The 19,841-nt window shown below is 56.1% G+C and carries 20 protein-coding genes and 1 tRNA gene; 10 read left to right on the forward strand and 11 right to left on the reverse strand.

Annotated elements, in window-relative coordinates:
- Positions 1-1,600: DEAD/DEAH box helicase (locus MVC73_RS00755; RefSeq protein ID WP_297506073.1), on the reverse strand; the 1,600-nt coding region annotated here is incomplete at its 3' end.
- Positions 1,601-1,831: 231 nt separating this feature from the next.
- Here MVC73_RS00755 and MVC73_RS00760 point away from each other — a divergent pair.
- Genes MVC73_RS00760 through MVC73_RS00775 form a run of 4 tightly spaced genes read left to right on the forward strand, consistent with a single transcriptional unit; the run spans position 1,832 to position 7,194 of the window.
- Positions 1,832-3,604, forward strand: a complete 1,773-nt coding sequence (locus MVC73_RS00760; protein ID WP_297506089.1) for a ribosome biogenesis/translation initiation ATPase RLI — start codon at positions 1,832-1,834, stop codon at positions 3,602-3,604.
- A gap of 38 nt (positions 3,605-3,642) precedes the next feature.
- Positions 3,643-4,626: an AIR synthase family protein gene (locus MVC73_RS00765; RefSeq protein WP_297506074.1), complete on the forward strand. Its 984-nt coding sequence runs from the start codon at positions 3,643-3,645 to the stop codon at positions 4,624-4,626.
- 31 nt (positions 4,627-4,657) lie between these two features.
- Positions 4,658-5,923, forward strand: a complete 1,266-nt coding sequence (locus tag MVC73_RS00770) for a hypothetical protein (RefSeq protein ID WP_297506075.1) — start codon at positions 4,658-4,660, stop codon at positions 5,921-5,923.
- Positions 5,920-7,194 carry a hypothetical protein gene (locus MVC73_RS00775; protein ID WP_297506076.1) on the forward strand — a complete coding sequence of 425 codons (1,275 nt, stop codon included), beginning with the start codon at positions 5,920-5,922 and terminating at the stop codon, positions 7,192-7,194. The genes MVC73_RS00770 and MVC73_RS00775 overlap by 4 nt, the downstream gene beginning before the upstream one ends.
- Here the strand turns inward: MVC73_RS00775 and MVC73_RS00780 are convergent.
- A complete protein-coding gene (locus MVC73_RS00780; protein ID WP_297506077.1) occupies positions 7,191-8,054 on the reverse strand; it encodes a type I restriction endonuclease in 864 nt (287 codons plus the stop codon). The genes MVC73_RS00775 and MVC73_RS00780 overlap by 4 nt on opposite strands.
- Before the next feature lie 61 nt (positions 8,055-8,115).
- Between MVC73_RS00780 and MVC73_RS00785 the strand changes: the two genes are divergently transcribed.
- From MVC73_RS00785 to MVC73_RS00795, 3 genes are read left to right on the forward strand one after another with little or no spacing between them, the layout of a single operon-like run.
- Positions 8,116-8,901: a class II glutamine amidotransferase gene (locus MVC73_RS00785; protein ID WP_297506078.1), complete on the forward strand. Its 786-nt coding sequence runs from the start codon at positions 8,116-8,118 to the stop codon at positions 8,899-8,901.
- 4 nt (positions 8,902-8,905) lie between these two features.
- Positions 8,906-9,313, forward strand: a complete 408-nt coding sequence (locus MVC73_RS00790; RefSeq protein WP_297506079.1) for a CBS domain-containing protein — start codon at positions 8,906-8,908, stop codon at positions 9,311-9,313.
- Between the two features lie 5 nt (positions 9,314-9,318).
- A complete protein-coding gene (locus MVC73_RS00795; RefSeq protein WP_297506090.1) occupies positions 9,319-10,824 on the forward strand; it encodes a metallophosphoesterase in 1,506 nt (501 codons plus the stop codon).
- On the opposite strand, the gene MVC73_RS00800 is transcribed toward MVC73_RS00795, so the two are convergent.
- Positions 10,799-11,656: a 2-phosphoglycerate kinase gene (locus MVC73_RS00800; RefSeq protein ID WP_297506080.1), complete on the reverse strand. Its 858-nt coding sequence runs from the start codon at positions 11,654-11,656 to the stop codon at positions 10,799-10,801. The genes MVC73_RS00795 and MVC73_RS00800 overlap by 26 nt on opposite strands.
- Positions 11,653-12,945, reverse strand: coding sequence for a 2,3-diphosphoglycerate synthetase (locus MVC73_RS00805; protein ID WP_297506081.1), 1,293 nt, complete (start codon positions 12,943-12,945; stop codon positions 11,653-11,655). Before MVC73_RS00805 ends, MVC73_RS00800 begins: the two co-directional genes overlap by 4 nt.
- 144 nt (positions 12,946-13,089) lie before the next feature.
- Here MVC73_RS00805 and MVC73_RS00810 point away from each other — a divergent pair, with 144 nt between their 5' ends.
- Both MVC73_RS00810 and MVC73_RS00815 read left to right on the forward strand, forming a co-directional pair.
- Positions 13,090-13,269: a hypothetical protein gene (locus MVC73_RS00810; RefSeq protein WP_297506082.1), complete on the forward strand. Its 180-nt coding sequence runs from the start codon at positions 13,090-13,092 to the stop codon at positions 13,267-13,269.
- Between the two features lie 60 nt (positions 13,270-13,329).
- Positions 13,330-14,202 carry an MBL fold metallo-hydrolase gene (locus MVC73_RS00815; RefSeq protein ID WP_297506083.1) on the forward strand — a complete coding sequence of 291 codons (873 nt, stop codon included), beginning with the start codon at positions 13,330-13,332 and terminating at the stop codon, positions 14,200-14,202.
- Position 14,203: 1 nt separating this feature from the next.
- On the opposite strand, the gene cas4 is transcribed toward MVC73_RS00815, so the two are convergent.
- The gene (gene cas4 / locus MVC73_RS00820) at positions 14,204-14,833 is read right to left on the reverse strand and encodes a CRISPR-associated protein Cas4 (protein ID WP_297506084.1); all 630 of its coding nucleotides are present in this window, start codon (positions 14,831-14,833) and stop codon (positions 14,204-14,206) included.
- 146 nt (positions 14,834-14,979) lie between these two features.
- Positions 14,980-15,315 (reverse strand): hypothetical protein, encoded by a 336-nt coding sequence (locus MVC73_RS00825; protein WP_297506091.1) that lies wholly within the window; start codon positions 15,313-15,315, stop codon positions 14,980-14,982.
- A 123-nt stretch (positions 15,316-15,438) separates the two neighbouring features.
- On the opposite strand from MVC73_RS00825, the gene MVC73_RS00830 reads away from it, so the two are divergent.
- The gene (locus MVC73_RS00830) at positions 15,439-16,275 is read left to right on the forward strand and encodes a class I SAM-dependent methyltransferase family protein (RefSeq protein ID WP_297506085.1); all 837 of its coding nucleotides are present in this window, start codon (positions 15,439-15,441) and stop codon (positions 16,273-16,275) included.
- Positions 16,276-16,306: 31 nt separating this feature from the next.
- Here MVC73_RS00830 and MVC73_RS00835 read toward each other — a convergent pair whose 3' ends face one another.
- The 5 genes from MVC73_RS00835 to MVC73_RS00855 all read right to left on the reverse strand — a co-directional run bounded on the left by MVC73_RS00835 (position 16,307) and on the right by MVC73_RS00855 (position 19,792).
- Positions 16,307-16,486, reverse strand: coding sequence for a hypothetical protein (locus MVC73_RS00835; protein ID WP_297506092.1), 180 nt, complete (start codon positions 16,484-16,486; stop codon positions 16,307-16,309).
- A gap of 43 nt (positions 16,487-16,529) precedes the next feature.
- The gene (locus MVC73_RS00840; RefSeq protein ID WP_297506086.1) at positions 16,530-16,766 is read right to left on the reverse strand and encodes a hypothetical protein; all 237 of its coding nucleotides are present in this window, start codon (positions 16,764-16,766) and stop codon (positions 16,530-16,532) included.
- Between the two features lie 45 nt (positions 16,767-16,811).
- Positions 16,812-17,051: a hypothetical protein gene (locus tag MVC73_RS00845; protein ID WP_297506087.1), complete on the reverse strand. Its 240-nt coding sequence runs from the start codon at positions 17,049-17,051 to the stop codon at positions 16,812-16,814.
- Positions 17,052-17,226: 175 nt separating this feature from the next.
- Complete coding sequence (locus MVC73_RS00850) at positions 17,227-19,128, reverse strand: aldehyde ferredoxin oxidoreductase family protein (protein ID WP_297506088.1); 1,902 nt, start codon at positions 19,126-19,128, stop codon at positions 17,227-17,229.
- 586 nt (positions 19,129-19,714) lie between these two features.
- Positions 19,715-19,792: transfer RNA gene (locus MVC73_RS00855), tRNA-Val, on the reverse strand.
- Positions 19,793-19,841: the final 49 nt, after the last annotated feature.

Raw genomic sequence — 19,841 nt, forward strand, 5'->3', positions numbered from 1 at the left:
TATCTACCTCCTCTATGACGTAGCCCTTCATCTTGAGCCAGTTGACGAAGTTAAGGAGTTCTCTAATGGAGGACTTCTCCATCAGCCTGCCCCTTATCCAGGGCTCGTCCCTGACGAGGAAGAAGCTCTCGTCGCTTGCCGTTCTGAGAGAGGAGTAGCTGAAGGCCGGCCTCCTGATGCGGAGTTCGAGCTTTCCAGTTAGGGGGTTCTTCTTTAAGTCCGCTTTGCGCTCTATGACGAGCTTTTCAGCTATGCCCCTCTCAAACCCATCCAGCTCGTCCCAGTCGAGGATTCCAAGTTCGGTGAGCAGGTAGTGGAGGTGCTTTTCCGCTATGCGCTCGTTGTCAACCTTAACCGGCATGTACTCGATTATGCCCTTCTCAAGCTTCTCAACCAGCTCGTCAAAGTGCTCGCGGTAGTAGTAGTCGAGGCCGTTCTTCCTCAGGACGATGCCGTTGAGTGCTTCCCGTTCGGTCTTCCTGCCCGCTCTCCCGAAGCGCTGGATGAGGGAGAAGAGGCCGTCCGGAGGAATTCCGTAGTTAATTACAGCGTCGAGGTCGCCTATGTCTATTCCCAGCTCAAGGGCGTTGGTGGTAAGCAAAACCAGAAGTTTGCCCTCCTTAAAGTCTCTCTCCACCTCCCAACGGACGTTTTTTGGCAGAGTCCCTTTGTAGGTGCTCGTCCTTGAAAAGGCCGAGGAATTAAGAAGGAAGCGGAGGAGCTTTTCAGTTCCCTTCCTGCTGTCGAAGAAGACGAGGGTCTTTATGCCCTTCCCGGCGAGTCTCTCAACGATTGCCTTCAAAAGCTGTCTCTCCTCAAGGTTTCTTGGCTCGAAGAGAACCAGGTACCTCCGCGGGAAAGGGTTGGTGGCCTTTGCTATAGACTCGAACTCAAGCCTGAACAGCTTTTCGGCAAATTCTCTAGGGTTCCTCAGCGTTGCCGAGAGGGCTATTATCTGAGGCCTTACTCCGAGACGTTTGAGCCTGAAGAGCAGGCGTTTGAAGAGCCACGCCGCGTTGCTCCCGAAGACTCCCCTGTAAACGTGGAGCTCGTCAACAACCAGATAACGCAGGTTCCTCAAAAGCCACTCGTAGTCCCTCCAGCGACGCAGGACGTTGTAGTGGAGCATATCTGGAGTAGTGAAAACTACACGGGGCCTCTCGCGGATCAGTTCCTTCCTCTCGCTCCAGGGGACGTCACCGGTGAGAATCCTCGCGCTCACGCTTTTTCCCGTTATGCGGTAGAACGCTAGGTTTTGAAGGGAGAACTTCTCGAACTGGTTGTTTATTAAAGCTCTGGTGGGGTAAACGAGGAGGTAGGTTTTTCTCGGGTCCGAGAGGTAGGAGTCGAAGATGGCCAGCCTGAAAATCTCGCTCTTCCCGCTGGCTGTGGGCGTTGTGACAACGATGTTCTTGCCCGAGTAGAGCTTTTCAAGGGCTTCAACCTGATGCCTGTAGGGGGTGAAGCCAAGCTTATCTAGAAGGGCGTTTACTTCCGGGTTGTTGAAGGTGAAGTCAGCAAATTCCCCTTCGCTCGGCGGGAAGACGTGGACTTTGGCTATCTCCGACTTCAGCGGTTTGAGCACTTCGAAGAGGGACATGGTTTCTTCTTCCCCTTGAGCCTCAAAAAGTTGGCGGAAAAAAAGAAAGTTTAGTGGAGCCTTTTGGCATCTGCTCCAAGCTGTATGATGACCTTGCCCTCTTAAAGTGAAGGCCGAGGGCAGCTTTCCGCAAGGCGTTTCAAACTGTCCAGTTTCCAAGAGACATGGCAAGGCATCTCGCACCCCGCAACCCTTTAAAACCCTCACCATCAGCCTAAGCCGGTGGTGGGAATGGCGAGGATAGCTGTCATCGATTACGACAAGTGTAACCCGGACAAGTGCGGTCACTTCCTCTGTGAGAGGGTCTGCCCCGTCAATCGAATGGGTGGCGAGGCAATAATCATCGATGAAGAAAACTACAGGCCGGTCATACAGGAGGCCAGTTGCACCGGCTGTGGAATCTGCGTCCACAAGTGCCCCTTCAACGCGATAACGATCGTCAACCTGCCTGAACAGCTCGATGAGGACTGCGTCCACCGCTACGGCGTTAACGGGTTCGTCCTCTACCGCCTTCCCGTTGTGAAGGAGGGCATGGTCGTCGGCGTCCTCGGTCCCAACGGAACCGGTAAGACAACCGCCGTTAAAATCCTCTCGGGTCAGCTCCTTCCAAACCTCTGCTCCGACAACGACAGCTGGGACAACGTGATAAGAGCCTTCAGGGGCAGCGAGCTCCAGAACTACTTTGAAAAGCTCAAGAACCGCGAGATAAGGCCGGTCGTCAAGCCCCAGTACGTTGACCTCCTCCCCAAGGCCGTGAAGGGCAAGGTTCGAGACCTCCTTAAAAGGGCCGATGAGACCGGAAAGTTCGAGGAGGTAGTCAAAGAGCTCGAACTGGAAAACGTTCTCGACAGGGACATAAGGCATCTCTCGGGTGGAGAGCTTCAGCGGGTCGCTATAGCGGCCGCTCTACTCAGAGACGCCCACTTCTACTTCTTCGACGAGCCGTCGAGCTACCTTGACATAAGACAGCGCCTCAAGGTCGCGAAGATAATCAGGCACCTCGCAGATTCCGGGAAGAACGTTTTAGCTGTTGAGCACGATTTAGCTGTCCTCGACTACCTGAGCGACATAATCCACGTCGTCTACGGAAAGCCGGGGGCGTATGGTATCTTCTCCCAGGCGAAGTCAACAAGAAACGGGATAAACGAATTCCTGAGAGGTTACCTCCGCGACGAAAACGTCCGCTTCAGGCCCTACGAGATAAGCTTCACAAAGACGAGCGAGAGGAAGGCCCAGGAGGGCGAGATACTCGTCCAGTATCCACGTCTCGTGAAGGACTACGGGACGTTCAGGCTTGAGGCGGAGGGAGGGGAGCTCTACATCGGAGAGGTCGTTGGTATAGTTGGTCCGAACGGAATAGGCAAGACGACGTTCGTCAAGATGCTCGCCGGCGTTGAAAAGCCGACTGAGGGCGAGGTTGACTGGTCGCTCACCGTCAGTTACAAGCCCCAGTACATCAAGACAGACTACGAGGGAACCGTCTACGAGCTTTTGAGCAGGATAGATGGAGCGAAGCTTATGAGCAGTTTCTACAAGAGCGAGCTACTCAACCCGCTGGGAATCCCCGACCTCTACGACAAGAAGGTCAGCGAGCTGAGCGGCGGCGAGCTCCAGCGCGTCGCCATAACCGCCTGCCTGATACGCGATGCTGACCTGTACCTCCTCGACGAGCCTTCGGCGCATCTCGACTCCGAGCAGAGGCTCGCGGTTTCTAAAGCTATCCGCTCCCTCATGGCCAAGAACGAGAAGACCGCTCTGATAGTCGAGCACGACGTCATGATGGTCGATTATCTGAGCGACCGCTTGATAGTCTTCGAGGGTGAGCCCGGGAAGTACGGAAGGGCTCTGCCACCCATGGGCATGCGCGAGGGCATGAACCGCTTCTTAGCCGGCATTGGCATAACCTTCCGCAGGGATCCGGAAACGGGAAGGCCGAGGGCCAACAAGGAAGGTTCCGTCAAGGACAGGGAGCAGAAGGAGAGGGGCGAATACTACTACGCATAGCCTTTTTAGGCCCCTTTCCTATTTCCTCGGGTGGTCGGATGCTCCCGGGTAAGGTTCCGCCGGGGTTGCTCGCAAGGTTGCTCTCCATCCTTCCTATTGGGGAGGACGTCCTCATAGGGCCGGGCGAGGGACTGGATTTCGCGGCGCTGATGGCCGATGGAAGGATTATCGTCGCCTCCACAGACCCCATCACCGGCGCGGAGAAGAGGATAGGCTTCTATGCGGTTCACGTAAACGCGAACGACGTGGCCGTCTCTGGGGCGAGGCCCCGGTGGTTCCTGACGACAATCCTCCTCCCGGAGGATGCCGATGAAGGGCTCGCCGAAAGGATAGTTGCCGAGATAGCGGAGAACGCGGAGAAAATCGGTGTTTCCGTCGTTGGCGGGCACACGGAGGTAACCCCCGGCCTGAACCGGCCCATAGTCGTGGGGACGATGATTGGGGTTGCCGGGGAGAGGTTAGTCCGCCCCGATGGTGCCATGCCCGGGGATGCTATAGTCCTGACCAAGTGGGCCGGCCTTGAGGGAACAGCTATAATAGCGGAGGAGAGATGGGAGGAACTTGTTGGGCTCTTTGGAGAGGAGTTCCTTGGCAGGGCCACCGGTTTCCTTGAGATGATAAGCGTCCTCCCCGAGGCGATGGTAGCGGGGGACTTCGCGAGGGCAATACACGACCCCACAGAGGGAGGAATCGCCAACGGCCTCCACGAGATGGCCAACTCGGCCGGGCTGGGCTTCAGGGTCTACGCCGAGAGGATACCCATAAGGGAGGAGACTGAAAAGATATGCGGTTTCTACTCCCTCAACCCGCTCGCGCTGATAAGCTCGGGGGCCCTTCTCATTGCAGTTCCGCCGGGGGACTCGGGAAAGCTCGTGGCGAGGCTGAGGGAAAAGGGAATCCCCGCGACAGTCATCGGGGAGTTCCTTGAGGATTCCGATAGGAGGGTAATCGTGGAGAACGGCTGGGAAAGACCTCTTGAGAGGCCGGCGAGCGACGAGCTGTGGAAGGTTGTCGGGGGATAGGGTTAAAAGTCCCGGTTTCGACGGCTTTGTGGTGTGGGGAATGGAAAAGACACTTGACCACTACATTAAACTGCCAGAGAACCGCTATGAGAGGGTGTCCTTTCGAAAGCTGATGGGTCACGTGATACCGTCCACCACTTACACCACCCACGGACTTTACATGTATCCGGCCAAGTTCATACCCCACGTGGTTCGCTTTGCCCTCGAAAAATACCTCCGCGGAAAGAGGGAACCCTGGGTTTTTGACCCCTTTGCCGGCTCTGGAACAGTTGCGATAGAGGCAACGCTCGCCGGGGTTAACTACCTGATCTGGGATCTCAACCCCATAACGGAACTCCTTGTAAGGGCCTCGACGTGGAGGGATGAAGTTTCCCTGAGGGAGCTTGAAGTTGACTTTGACTATCAAGGGGAGTTCCTCCCGAAGTGGCGTAATCTCAACTACTGGCATCCCCCCGAGTTCCTCGAAATACTGAGCAGGGTCTGGGCCTATTACCATGAAGTCGTCCCCGATGAAATCAAGCCCCTCCTTGCCATCCCTCTCCTTAAGGTTACGCGCTACTTCTCCTACAGTGACGAGAAGATTGCCAAGCTCTACAAGTCGAAGTACGCCAGAAAAAAGGTTGCTGAGCTGCTCAAAACGGACTACCGGAAGGGAATGGAGGAGATGTACCTGAAGGAAGCCGGCCGGGTGGTTGAGAAGGTAAGGGATTACATCAGCAGGAAACCGAAGGAGGTCAAGGGCATAGTGCATGCCGGTGTTGACAGCATTGAGATGGAACTTGAGAGGGACGTTAACCTTCTCCTGACGTCTCCTCCCTACCTTCAGGCCCAGGAGTACATAAGGAGCTTCAAGCTTGAGCTCTTCTGGCTCGGCTACACGGAGGAGGAAATCAGGCGCCTTTCAAAGCTCGAAATACCCTACAGGAAAATACCTGAAGATGAAGTCCTCAGCGAGCTGTACTGGGAATACCGCGAGAGGGTGAAGGCCTTAAACCACTCAAAGCTGCTTCAGATTTACGACTGCTACTTCAGGTCGCTGGCGAGGTTCCTCAACAACGTCCATGAGAACGTGACGGAGAGGATGGCAATATTCGTTGGCCCCGTTAAGGTAAGGGGGATAAGGGTTCCGATAGACGAGATACTGAAGGAGCACCTTGAGAGCCTCGGGTGGGTTCATGAAAAGACCTACATCGACGAGATTGTCGCAAGGAGGCTCTTCAGGTCAAAGACAAACCCCGCTACTGGCCTTCCAGATGAGAGAACGCCAACGGAGCACCTCTTAATCATGAGGAGGTGAGGGGGATGTACCTGCTGCTCTACCTTGTTCCCGACGAGCTTATATCCGAAAACGCAACGTTAAGGGCACAGAAGCAATACCTGCGCTCGTATTTTGAGAAGACAGTCGTCAGAGCTTTTCTGGGGGAGGGACTTGGAGAAGTGCCCCTGTTCGAGAGGGTTTTATCGGGCCTCATAAACCTTGAGGGTAACGGGGGGAGCGTTCTTGAAAGGATTGCCCCCCAGTGGTACGTCTTCATGAAGAGAAGCTACGCTTCAACAGGGCCCCGGATTGGGAATTTCACGGAGTATCTAATCGGGCTCTGGATTGGAGCCGACCACGTTAACTATAACCTCGACAAGTTTCTAGAGGAGCGTTTTGGGGCCAACATAAATCGACCGAAGCGCTCCAAGATTGACTTCATACGGGTGGGGAATGCTCTGGACCTCATAGAGTTAAGGACAAGTGAACACACGGGCGGTAGAACCGGCCAAGAATCGCTCACCGACAAGTTCGTGAGGTTCCTCGGCATGCTTGAAGAGCCGGGGATTGAGCTGAGGAAGGCTTTGATGGGGAACAACATCAACCGGGCAAACCTGCTCGTGGTTACGCTCTTCAACGAGTCGGGGGAGCTCTTGAGTGCTGAAAACTTCAACAGGGGAAGGCTAAATTCCCTCGTCGGTTATTTGAGTGAGGAAAGGCATCTGGGCGGAAAGGTTAGGGAGCTTCTCGAAAGGGGCTACACCCTGTACGCTGGCAATACTGCCTTTGAGGAGCCTCCGGAAGACATTGAGACCGTGTTGAGAAAATCATTCCTAGAGGAACGCAGGCTGGAACTGAAGAAAGATGGCTTCACCGTTGAAATAGGCATCCTCTTTGGCGATGAGTTTTTCGAAAGGTTTACCGGCAGAAGCCTCGCCGAGCTTTTGAAAGGTGACATAGGAGGGAGGGTGGGGGATGACCTCTGGATGTTTCTCGTCCTGACCTTAAACGAGCTCCGGCTCAGGGCCGAGGGAGAAACCTCGACGGTTGACCTCCTCAGGGACTACATCAGAAGGCATGGAAGCCTTAGGAGGCTCCTTGAGCTCCGTGAAACCTCTACCTCCCTTGAGGATTTCCTGAATGAATTTGGGAAACTCGTTGACTCCACAATTCCCGGCTTTCTCCGTGAGTGCGAGGAGATGGGAAGGAAACTCCGCCCCCTTGGAACGGATGACATCGTTGCCCAGTACAACTACCTGAGGGGAGCCCTTTTGGTTGCCTTCGCGATTGAGCTCTATCTTAAGGGCTAAACCTCGACCCTGAGTTCTATCCCCTCGTCCCTCTCTATCTCTCCCAAAAGCCTGATGATTTTCTCGGGGGGTATGTCCATGTTCGAGAGAACTCTCCTGGCCTTGCGTATCTCCTCCCTCTTCTCCCCCTCCGAACGGGCCTCAATGTAGTCGAGAATCGCCAGCAGGGCGCCTTTGAGTGACCTGTCGCCGAGGGGGAGCGGTTTCCATCCGTTTTCGTGAACGTAGATTGCTTTCGGGGTAACGCCGGGGGTGAGCTTCGAGACCGGGATAAGGGAGTGCTTCGCCAACAGGAACCCGACGAGCAGGTTCTCTGGATACTCCTTAAGCAGTTCGGAGAAGGAAACTTCAAGGGCCTTCAGGAGGGAGGAGAGCCTCTCAACCTCTTTAATCCTGCTCTTGGAAAGGAGGGAGAGCTTTACCACGCTTCTCTCAACGGGATCGTTCTCAAGGTCGACGGTGAAGAGTATCCTCTCCCTGAGCGATGTCCCCTCGGCAAAGGCCCTGAGGACGACCCAGACTGCACCGTTCGTCAGCACCCCGTATTTAACCCCGCGGCTGAAGCAGTAGCGCGCCAGCTGTCTGAGGGGCTCATCTTTGCTCAGGACGTTGACCCCGAGGTTCTTGGCCTCCACGAAGGCAACTATCTCCCCGTTGAGGAAGAGAGCGTAGTCGGCCCTTCCGTCCTCGGTTCTCTCCTCGGGCCGGACTTCCTCGGGGTTGCTCCAGTCCCAGCCGAGGGCCTTGAAGATTTCCCCTATGAGGTGCTGCTTAACGGCCTCCTCGTTCCTCTCGTAGAGCTTCCTGTGGGAGGAGACCCTCGACATGACCGTCAGCACCGCTCTTTCAAGCTCCTCCATTCCCACACCTTAACCAACTCCGACCGGAAACCTAAAAGCTTTTGCCGTGTAAACCCTGAGGGTGAAGAAGGTGTGCAGGATACTCTTTGCAATGGGCGATGGTGAAGAACTCAGACCCCTCGCCGAGGCCTTCAGGAAATCGGCCGAGCACGACCCCTACAGGGCCAGAAGAAGCGGGAAGACGGGCCACGCAGATGGCTGGGGCTACGTCCTTCTCGGGGAAGGGGGGATTGTCCACTACCGCTCTCCAAGGCCTGTCTTTGAGGATGAGGATGGCTTTTCGGGCCTCCTCGACAGCCTTAGTGGTGAGGTCGTTCTCATGGCCCACGCGAGGGCCGCGAGCCAGGGGGCAAAGAGCCTCTTCAACGTTCAGCCCTTTTCCTTCTCCTCAAGGAAGGGTTTCTCCTTCTGGTTCAGTCACAACGGTGACCTCGACAAGGAAGCCGTGATAGAGAGGGCCGGCTTTGATAGGGAGCACTTTGAGGGAACGTCTGACAGCTATGCCTTCTCCGCCTACCTCTGCCGTCTCCTCGACGGGCCCACCGCGGAGAACCTTTTGGAGCACTACTCCTTTGGGGCGAACGTTTCTAGGACGACATTCAACACGATGACGCTGTTCCTTATGCCCGATGGAAGCTGGAGGGCCTTTATCACGGCCTACATGAGCTCCTCCTACTACGAGAATCCCCTCCACAGGAACTACGCGAGGCTGATAGCCCTCACCAAGCCCTTCGCCATAGCCTCTTCAACCCTCGAACTCTACTATCGGGCCGGCTGGAGTGAGGTTCCCAACGGGACGGCATATCTAATTGAACCCGGAAGGTTGGAGACCCTCAGGCTGGGGTGAGAGCATGGACGAGAACGCCCCGATAAAGGTCTACATGACGAGGAAGCTGATTGGCGTTTCTCCAGATGATACGGTGAAGAGGGCCTGCGAGCTCATGGTGGAGTTTGACATAAGCTCCCTCGTGGTCGTTGAAGACGGCAGGGTCGTCGGCTTCTTCACCAAGACCGACGTGATACGTCGCGTCGTCATCCCCGGAAGGCCCAACACGACGCCGGTGAGGGAGATAATGACGAAAGAACTGATAACCATGAACTCAAACGCCCCCCTCAGGGAAGTCCTCGACGTTATGGCCAAGAAGGGGGTTAAGCACATGCTGATAGAGGAGAACGGCCAGATAGTCGGGATATTTACCCTCAGCGACCTCCTTCAGGCGAGCAGGAGAAAGCTTGAAACCGCGATAGCCGCGGAGTGATGGCCATGAGGATAGCCCACATAAGCGACACCCACATCACTGGAGGAGAGGCCTACAAGAGCTACGCCTACGACCTCACGGTGAGCGAGATAAACAGGCTGAACTTCGACCTCGTTGTCCATACCGGGGACGTCACCAACAGCGGTCTCAGGGAGGAGTACGAGAGGGCCGAATACGAGCTGAAGAAAATCAAAAAGCCCCTCGTTGTTATCCCCGGCAACCACGACGTCAGGAACGTTGGGTATGAGCTCTTTGAGGAGTTCATCGGGCCGTTGAACGGTGTTTACGAGTTCAAGGACGGTGTCCTCATCTGGGTGGACTCGACGATACCGGATTTGAGCGACGGGAGGATTGGGAGGCACAAGTTCCGCTGGCTCAAGAAGGTTCTTGAGGAGTACTCCGAGAGGCCCATAAAGATAGTGGCCTCTCACCACCACCTCGTCCCCCTTCCAAACACCGGCCGGGAGAGAAACGTCCTCTTCAACGCCGGCGACGTTCTGGATCTTCTCCTGAGACACGACGTAACGCTCTACCTCTGCGGTCACAAGCACGTCCCCAATGTCTACCGCGTTGAAGACCTGATAGTTGACAACGCCGGGTGCACCTCCTGCCGGAAGACGAGGAGGGGCGACGTGAACAGCTACAACATCGTTGAGATAGAGAAAGACAGGATAGGCGTGACGGTCAGGCGACTTGTGGGAGAAGAAGAGACCAAAAGCCACAGGCCTGTGAAGTCAAAGCTCTTCATACCCCGGGGCGAGAGGCTGATAAGGATAGTTCACGTGGCCGATACGAGGGTCTCTGACAGAGTTTACTTCAGGAGAAAGGTTCTGGAGAACGCGATACGGCTGATAAACGAGAAGCTAAAACCGGACGTCGTCGTCCACTCAGGTAACATGGTTGATGTTGGTATCGAGAGGAACTTTGAGAGGGCCTCTGAGTTCTGGGAGAAGATAGGTGCCCCAAAGCTCGCTGTTCCCGGCTCAAGCGACATGACCTGCCTCGGCCACGAGCTCTTCCCGGAGTACTTCGGTGAGCCCGAGGTAACCCCGCTGAGAGACTTCACCTTCATCCCGGTTCTGACCCCCCAGTACGAGTACGAGGTCGGTTCAGTCGGCAGGTTCGGCCAGAGAAAGCTCGCCGGCGACCTTGAGAGCGCCGAGGGGACGAGAGTCGTCTTCATGCACCACAACGTCGTTCCCATACCGGGGAGCAGGGAAAAGGGCTTCCTTGAGGACGCAGGGGATGTCCTGAAGATTCTCACCCAGCACGGGGCTGAGATAGTCCTAACCGGTCACGGGGGCAATGCCTTCGCGGTCAGGGTCGAGAACACCGTCGTAATCAACGCCGGCTCCCTGAGCTGGGAGCTCCACAGGAACACCTTCGGCAACAGCTTCAACCTGATAGACGTTTACCCGGGTATGATCGTTGCCTTTGAGGTTCAGGCAACCTGGGGAAGCAGGAGGCTCCTCGGGATATGGCCACTCAGACCCTCCTCAGGCGCTCCATAAGGTCCTCCATTATCTCAGTGACGGTTTTTTCCAGCTCAACGTTCTCTATCACCTTTACCCCGTACTCCCTCGCCCTCCTGATTATGTACTCCTGAAGCCAGAGTATCTCGTCGAGGTGCTCGATGTAGTACTCGGCGGGCCTCTTGCTGTAGCGGGAGCGCTCGTAGAAATGGGCCTCAAGGGCCTTCCTGTCGCTCACGGAGAGAATGTACATGAAGGAGTTCTCGTTGGTCTCTATAAAGCCAGGAACTAGGTGGATTCCCTCCACTATCGCGTTCATCCCCTCCCTGAGGGCCCTGTCGAGAACCGCCTGCACTCCGACAGAGACGTGCCTCACCTGGCTCTCGAACCCCTCTATCAGGCTCTTCGCCCCCTTGAGCTCGCGCCATGCCATAAAGGACGAGGAGTGCAAATCTGGCAGGAGCTCCCTCGCTATTATCTTCCTCATGACCTCCCTGACTGTGTCGGTGCCTATCACAGTCCTTATCGACAGCCTGAAGGCCAGCTCCGTCGCTATCGTCGACTTTCCAACCCCGGTTACACCCCCGATGAGGATGACGAGGGGCATCTTCCTCCTCCGGAACTGCCTCCAGAAGAGATACCTTTCGGCCTCCTCCTTCAGGCCGTGCTGGATGAGCTTCTCGTAGGTCAACTCCCTTATGTCGTCGGTTGTGACGGTTCTTCTCCCCCTCTCAAGGAGCTCCTTCTGGACTTCAGTCGCTATGATGTAGGCTATTCCGACGTCAACCCCGGCGAGGGTTATCGAGCGCGTGAGGATTCCCCTCGAAAAGGGGAGGCTCACCTTCCTTTCGGGGTCGGTGACTATTATCATTCTCCCACCACCCTCTCCGCTAGACTCAAAACAGCTTCACTGAGGTTTTTGCCGTCGATGTTCACGGGCTCGTTGGCAAGGTAGATGACTTCGAGGTTCTTGTCCACTGCCCACGCTGTTACTGTGTCAACGGCAGCCGCCTTGAGCTCGACGAGAACGGCGTCCACATCTTTCAGGCTCTCAAGTTCCCTCCTGAGAAGTGAGCGCCTTGCTAGATTTCCTGAGCTGAACACCACCTCGGCCCCGAGACCCTCAAGCCTCTCCCTTGCCTTAGCGAGGGCCTCCTCAGAGGTCATAAAGAGTGCAACGCGCCTTCCGCTGACATCTCCCAGTGGTCTCGGTTCGAAAGCCGTCAGGTGAACATCGGCCGGGGGGTTTATCCGCCTTATCGTCTCCACGAGCCTTTCCAGCCTTTCTCTGCCGACGGTGTCCGCCATCGTGACCACAACCACGTCTGCCAGCGCCACCCTGAAGGGGCCGAAGTAGTTGCCTACGTACTCCAGCCTCTGGTTTGCCCCGACTACGGTTATGTAGCCCCCTGCCCTAACCGGGGGCATCGTCGCACCGCTCCCCTCGAAGACTATTATGTCATGGGGCAGGCTCTCGGCGAGTTTGAGCCCCTCGGAGACCACATCGAAGAAGGGGAAGCCGGCCATGCCACCCCCACAGCGACGGCACCCTATCGTCGTCACTCCAGCAATCAGTGCATCCTCGTAGTGGTCCGATGCAGCGTGCTTTCCCTTTCTTGCTATCTCCAGCAGGAACTCGGGGGTTAGGGTTAGCCTTTCCCCGTCGACGAGCTCCGGCCTCTCAGGCCCTCCGCGCCCCATCGTCACGACGACCGGCCGGAAGCGCTCTTTAAGGGTTTTCGCGACGAAGCTCCCCACGGCCGTTTTTCCAACCCTTTTTCCTGTTCCGATAACGGCTATGCTCGGCTTTGAGGGCTTTAAAAGCTCCCTCGGCCTGAACTCGAAGTCTGCTCCCCTGTAAGCTACCCCCCTGAGCATGCAGAGTGAGGCTATCCTGAACCTCATCTCGTAGTCAACAACGGGCTCGTCGCTCAGGTCAACGACTTCCTTCACGTCGTTCTCTGAGATTGCCCTGTCGAGGGCCTCCAGCGGGTTGGGCGAGCGGTAAAGCCTGACCCCCAGCTCTCTCTCAAGAGCCTCCAGGGAGCCTATTTTCTCCTCTCCCCCGAGGAAAACCGCACAGCACACTTCTCCGAGCTTCTCAATCGCCCATCGTGTCACAGGAGGATAGTGCTCTCCATCTATGAGGACAACCCTCACCATCTCCCACCTTTCTGGAGGTCTCGCTCCGGAATTTTAACCTTTCGGGAGGGGTGGCCTTTTTTGAGCTCTCCCGGAGCAGAAGAGTTATAAAGGTAAAATCCCCACTAAGGACGGCCTCTGGCCGTAAAGGAGGTGTGTGAAATGGCAGAGATGTTAGTTAAGTCCAAGGTTAAGGAGTTTGTGAAGAGCATCGACCCCGAGCTCAGGGTCAGCCCGGAGTTCTACGATGCCCTTGAGGAGGAGCTCAAGGCCCTCATAGAGAAGGCAGTCAAGAGGGCCAAGGCCGAGGGCAGAAAGACCCTCTACGCCAGGCACGTCTGATTTCTATTCCCTTTTGCCAACGTTTTTATTCTTCTTTTGAGAACTTCACACGGTGGTTTGATGGGACTGAGAAAACTTGGCGACGATTTCTATATTTACCCCGGAAGCCCCTCGACGGGCTTTAAAGTTCTTGAGGATGGCCTCGTTCTCATAGACCCGGCTCACGGGAAGGGCAGGCATAAAGACCTCCTCAGGGAGGCCAGAAAGCTCGAAAAGCCCCTTCTGGCTCAGGTTGCCACCCACGGGCACGCAGACCACATCGCCGTCTCCCGGAAGATCGATGTTCCGCTCTACACCCACCGCTTCGAGTTCTCCATAGCCGAGAGCCCCCTCGCTAGGGAAGTCCTGACCTTTGGCTCAAGGGCACCCGAGGGTTTTCTGGCGTACTCAATCCCCGACGAGGTCAGGGTTCACGGGATATTCGAGTGGGGTGATAGGCTCTTCGGGCTTGAGGTCGTTGGACTGCCGGGGCACTCTCCGGGCATGAGCGGGTTTTTGAGCGATGGAGTCATCTACGCCGGGGACTCCTTCTTCGGTGAGAGGCTTTTGGAGACGGTGGGCCTGCCGTACCTCCTCGACGTTGGGGCGTTCCTTGACTCCCTGAAGGTTCTTGAGGAGCTGGCGCTCTCGGGAGTTACCCTGGTTCCCTCCCACGGGCCTGTGGTTTCCGGGGAGGAGGCACTAAGCCTAATCTCCGCCAACGGAGAGAGGGTTACCGTCTCGATTTCCCTCTCAAAGGAACTCCTCAGGAAACCCCTATCGGTCGATGAGCTGGCCTTGGCACTTATGAAGGCCCTCAGCGTTGAGCCAAGCCCTAAGAAGCTCGCCCTCAACCTCGTCCCGGTGAGGGCCATCATAGCCCACCTCTACAACCTCGGGGAGATAAAAGCGGTGGTGGAGAACGGCCTCAAGTGGGTTGCCAGAAGGGATTGAACTAGGGCTCTCCATCGGGGTAGCAGAGGTAGCGATAGGGACAGAAGCGACAGGCGTAGCTCTTCCACCCCTTCGGGGGCCTGTCCTTTTCGTAGGCCTTTTTCACGCCGTAGAAGTGCCTGAGGGTCTCCCGGAAGAGCGTCCTGTCGTACGGAACTTCAAAGGCCCGGAAGTTGGGCCCCTTTATGACCGGGAAGCCCGAGAGATCGAGCTTTCCTATGACCTTCATAGGCTCATCGTGGAGCTTGATGTAATACAGGTATCCGTATTCGGCCTCAGCCCACCGAAGGTAGACGTTGAGCTGGGCCAGGTGGTAGTCGTAGGGGGCCTTCGGGAGGCTAGTCTTTCCCTTTATCTCTATCGGAAAGTCCCTGAAGGCGTCTATCCTCCCGTGTATCTCCAGCCCCAGCTTCTCCGACCTTAAAATCAGGTGCTTTTCAAGCTCGAAGCCGAAGCGCCTCCTGAGAATCTCCCCGAGAACCCTGTGGGTGTTGACTCCCTGGTCGAGCCTGACCTTGACGAACTCGGGCCACCTCTCGGGATAACCCTTAAGCCGAAAGTATATCCTCCTTGGGCAGGTCAGGGCCTCGCTCGCGTAGAACTCAAGCAGTCCGTCGTCCTCGTCGCTCATCCTCTTCCCTCCTCTCGGGGCGGGTCATCGGCCCGCGAACCTCACCGCCCCTGCGTCAGCTAATACCGACGTCATCACAGCTCAGACTGGGCAAGGGTCGTCATCCGCAGAAGGTTGTGAAGGGAAAGAAGGATTTAAACCTTCCGTCAGAGAACCATCCGCTTCTTCCTCTTTATCGAGTAGCTCAGACCGTAGGCAGGCCAGAGACTCGGGGGGCTGGAGTAGTGGTGGAGGTTGCGGAGTATCTTCTCCGCCTTCTTCCTGTTCTTTGCCCTGACCCTCAGCACTCCGTCCTCAAGCTCGACGGTTCCGTCTGCCAGGCGGAGCGTTATCTTCTCCCCGTCCACTTCGGGCCTCGCCCTCATGAGAAGCCTCCTGTAGTCCTCGTAGGCCTCGTTGCTGAGCTTCTGCTCAAGAAGGGCCTCCTCACTCTTCCTAAAAATCCTCGAAAACAACCCACTATTCGGGGGCTCTTCCTCCATATTCATCATCGACCTCCGGAGATTCCTCGTTTTAAACTCTCACTCCAGTCTTTTAAGGATTTCCCATCGCCTTTCGTCGAAACGTCGGGAAGGCTTTTAAAATCCATCGCCCAAGCGGGGCCGATGAGGACGCAGGTCATAAAGCCGAGGATAAGGGAAATTCTCTCGAAGGAACTTCCACCTGAGCTGGTTGGGCTCCTCCCGAAACACTGGGTCAGGATAGGCGACGTCCTAATTCTGCCCCTGAGGAAGGAGCTTGAGCCCTACAAGGCGAGGATAGCCGAAGTTTACGCCGAAGTCCTCGGAGTAAAGACCGTCCTCAGGAAGGGCCACATTCATGGCGAGACAAGAAAGCCCTACTACGAGCTACTCTACGGCAGAGACACCGTTACGGTTCACGTCGAGAACGGCGTTAAGTACAAGCTCGACGTGGCAAAGGTAATGTTCTCTCCCGCCAACGTCAAGGAGCGCGTGAGAATGGCCAAGGTCGCAAAACCCAACGAGCTCGTCGTTGACATGTTCGCCGGAATCGGGCATTTGAGCCTGCCGATGGCCGTCCATAGAAAGGCCAGGGTTATAGCCATCGAGAAAGACCCCTACACCTTCCGCTTTCTCGTTGAAAACATCTGGCTCAACGGTGTTCAGGACCTTATGACGCCCTACAACATGGACAACCGCGACTTTCCGGCCGAGAACATAGCGGACAGGGTTCTGATGGGCTACGTGGTCACAACCCACGAGTTCATCCCAAAGGCTCTGAGCATAGCCAAGGACGAGGCGGTAATCCACTACCACAATACCGTGCCCGAAAGGCTGATGCCTGATGAACCCTTCGCGACCTTCAGAAGGGTTGCCAGAGACCACGGCTATGAGGCTGAGAAGCTCAACGAGCTGGTCATCAAACGCTATGCCCCTGGCGTCTGGCACGTCGTCGTTGATGTGAGGGTTTACAAGAAGTAAGTATCTGCAACCGATATAACACCTGCACCACTCATTCTTTCCGTTCTTCCTCAGTGGAGACCCATAGCGGTTCCCAGTCGTCACAAACGAAGTTCATGTGGACGGTCTTTATGTGCTTCCTGCATATCCCGTAACCCGGAAGGCACGAATCAATCGGCCCGAACCAGCGGCAGTTCTTGCAGGCTTTGAGCCCCTCCTCCATAGGACTCACCAACTGCCTCTGGTTGCCCGGCGTATTAAATTTTCTCAAAAAATCAGAGGAGGCGTTTGGCCTCCTCGTGAAGTTCAACCTTCTCAACGAGTGCCTTGAGGAACTCAAGGAGCTCGCGGGCGTTCTTTTCGGAGTAGGGCAGGAGCACGCTGAACATCCCCCAGAGGCGGGCGTGGTCTTCTAGCAGAGTAAGGGAGAGCGTAACGGTTCTGCTTGATTTTCCAAAGAGCCCGTCGCGGGTGCTCTTCAGGCGAACCTCATAACGTTTGCAGGTCTTCACAAAACCACCTCCCGTGCAAGCCCCAAAGGGGGCAAAAAAGAAAGCTCAGCGGAGCAGGGTTCTAATTTCCTCCTCGCTGAGGGCCCGCTCGATGTATTTGGCGAAGAGGTAAACGAGGAGGAAGACGTTCTCGGGAGTTAAGTCAATGGCCTCGTAGATGTAGCGGTCGTAGCCGTCAGCGATGATGAAGCGGAAGTTTTCTGCACCGAACTCCACCTCCACCCTGATGGGCCCGTCCACACCATCTAACTCAAGAACGTAGTAATCAAAATCCACTGCATACACCACAACCACCGCGCAGAAGAGTGCAGGAGCGCTCTTACATGGGGGTTTGTGAGTTTATAAAGCTTTCTGTTTCGGGGAACTAAAAGAAGTCGTGGGGAGCTTCGCCTGCTCCCCCTTAACAGCGGCCAAGTATTTCCACAACCGGGAACTAAAAAGTTTGAAAATGGAAAAACCCTCAGATTCCGGCCCCGATGTCCTCCGCGATGTCCGGTAGGTCCAAAGCTACCAGCTTGGCCTTGGTCGGGATTCCGTCCCTGCTCCAGCCCCTTGCCTGATAGTACTCATCCAGCATCCTGTCGAGCTCCCACGGCGGGACGTGGAGGCCTTTGCTGACTCCCTCCGGGATCGGCTCCCACATTATCCTGTACGGTAGGGTGTCGTCCTTCCTGCTGAAGCCCTCGCGGACGTTGAAGGCTCTGGCTATGTTCATTATCCTCTCGCCGACGGTTATTATCTCAGCGTCGCCCATACGCATTCCTGTTACGGCCTCGATAAGCTCCGGGAAGCCCTCAAGGTAGTACATGTGCCTTGAGAACTTACAGACACCGAGGGCGTCGTAGACTGCCATGAGGTTCTCGTGGATGGCTATCTCGAAGCCCTTGTTCTCGCCCTTCGTCCTGTCAACGCCCTCAAACTTCCACCACTTGCCGACGAGCTCGGTTCCGTAAGCGCCAGCAGTAAGGTGGTCGGCACCACGGACGCTGACGGCAAAGGCCAAGGCCATTCCCTTGATCCCCCTAACGTCGTAAGCTGGTGGCTCCATTCCCTTGACGTGCAGTGCAAACTTCTCGCTTCCCCTGCCTAAGCGCTCGCTGGCCCTCTTGACACCATCAGCTAGGAGCTTTCCGAGGTTGCCCTCGCGGTAGGCCATCTTTCTGAGGGCCTCAACAGCTGCCTCGCCGTTGCCGAAGGTTAGCTCGAGGCCATCGGCTTCCTCCTTGGTGAGCAGGCCACGCTCGTAAGCCTCCATCGCCCATGCTATTGTAACACCGGCGGAGATGCTGTCGAGGCCGAGCTGGTCGGCGAGGTAGTTGAGATAAGCTACCGTCTCGAAGTCGTCGATCTCAAGGACGCCACCGAAGGAGTAGAGGGTCTCGTACTCCGGGCCGTCGACCTCGAAGGTGCCCCACTTCTTGCTCTCGACGTGGACGTACTGACTGCAGGGCTTGTTGCACATCGGGCACGGTCTCCTTCCCTTCCTGTACTTCGGGGCCCAGTAATAGGGGTCTATTCCAATGTGCTCCCTTCCCTCAGCCTTGGCCCTCTCGTAGGCCTTCTTGAAGAAGCCCATCTGCCAGTTCCTCGTCGGGAAGGTACCGCGCTCGCGGTTCATCCAGTCGAGGAACTCGCCGCTTCCGTATTCCATGTCGGCCTTTGTAGCCGGGTGATCCTTAAAGACCAGCGCCCACTTCTTTATCAGCTCGCGGAGCTTTTCTGGGTTCGCTATCGGCACCCTCTTGCTTCCCTTCACAAGGATTCCCTTGAGCTTCTTGCTTCCAAGGACGGCTCCGGGACCACCTCTAGCTGCCTGCCTGTCGTCGGTCTCGATGATCGAGATTAAGCTGAGCCTCTCACCGGCCGGCCCTATGAAGGCGGTGGCGTAGCCGGGGTACTCCTCCTTGGCTTTGGCCCTCGCCTCGCCGGTGGTGAGGCCCCAGTATGCCTCTGCAGGGACAATCTTAACCTCATCGTCGTTTATGACGAGGAGAACCGGTTCCTCGCTCTTTCCCTCGATGATGAGCATGTCGTAGCCGGCCCTCTTGAGCTGGACGCCGAGCTCGGCACCGGCCATCGACCTGCCGTAGGCACCCGTCAGCGGGCTCTTGAAGTTGAAGGCCGTCTTCGAGCCTGTTCCTATGCCGGTGTCAACGAAGAGGCCCGGCGTGATAATCATCTTGTTCTCCGGTCCGAGCGGGTCAGCTCCGGCCGGAACTTCGTCGTAGAGAACCCTCGTTCCAAAACCAACGCCACCGAGGTACTTCCTCGGGAACTCCTCGGGAAGGGACTCGACCTTGGCTTCTCCGGTCGTAAGGTTCACCCTGAGAATTCTGCCCCAGTAACCACCTGCTACCTCCATCAGAATCACCTCGAAGGATTTTCGATAGATGAATTATAAGGACTTCGAAAAGGAGGGCATTTGACAATCACTGATAGGTTAAGCTCAATTGTTAACCCAAAAGCCCCAATTCGTTCAGCGATGTTCAACCTTTGATCCGCTGTGGAGGGTTAGGGAAAGCTTGACCAAAGGGCACCCCAAAGGGGGCAAAAGATTGGTTGTGCACTACTCAAAGGGCAACCTCAAGGGGTTCCATTGAAGAGGCCCTCTAAAATCGTTTCAGCTTCATTGTCGGTATCATCCGGGCGTCGATTTTAGGATTAAACCCGCCCAAGAAGTAAGTTAAAAGTTCTCATACTCAAAACGACCAGTTGGTAGGAGAATCACCGAGATTTCGAAGGCTTTCTTGGGTAGAGTAGCCGATATCTGCTGGGTTTATCTCCTTCGCGCCCCTCGGGCGCTACTAAAAATAACCCCTCGCAGAAGGCACTGTTTAGGGAGGAAAGCTTTCAGAATTACAGCACTTGAAAAGCACGTACAAGGCTTAGGAACACATCATGAGCAGTCCTTAACATTCCGCCAGCTCTTTCGTCAGAAAGGGCTGTTGTGGTGGGCCCGCGGGGATTCGAACCCCGGACCTCCACCTTGTCAGGGTGGCGTCATAACCAGTCTAGACCACGGGCCCCCAGGGATGGTGGACCGGCCGGGATTTGAACCCGGGGCCTCCGCCTTGC

The sequence above is a fragment of the Thermococcus sp. genome (assembly GCF_027052235.1).
Taxonomy (GTDB): Archaea; Methanobacteriota_B; Thermococci; order Thermococcales; family Thermococcaceae; genus Thermococcus.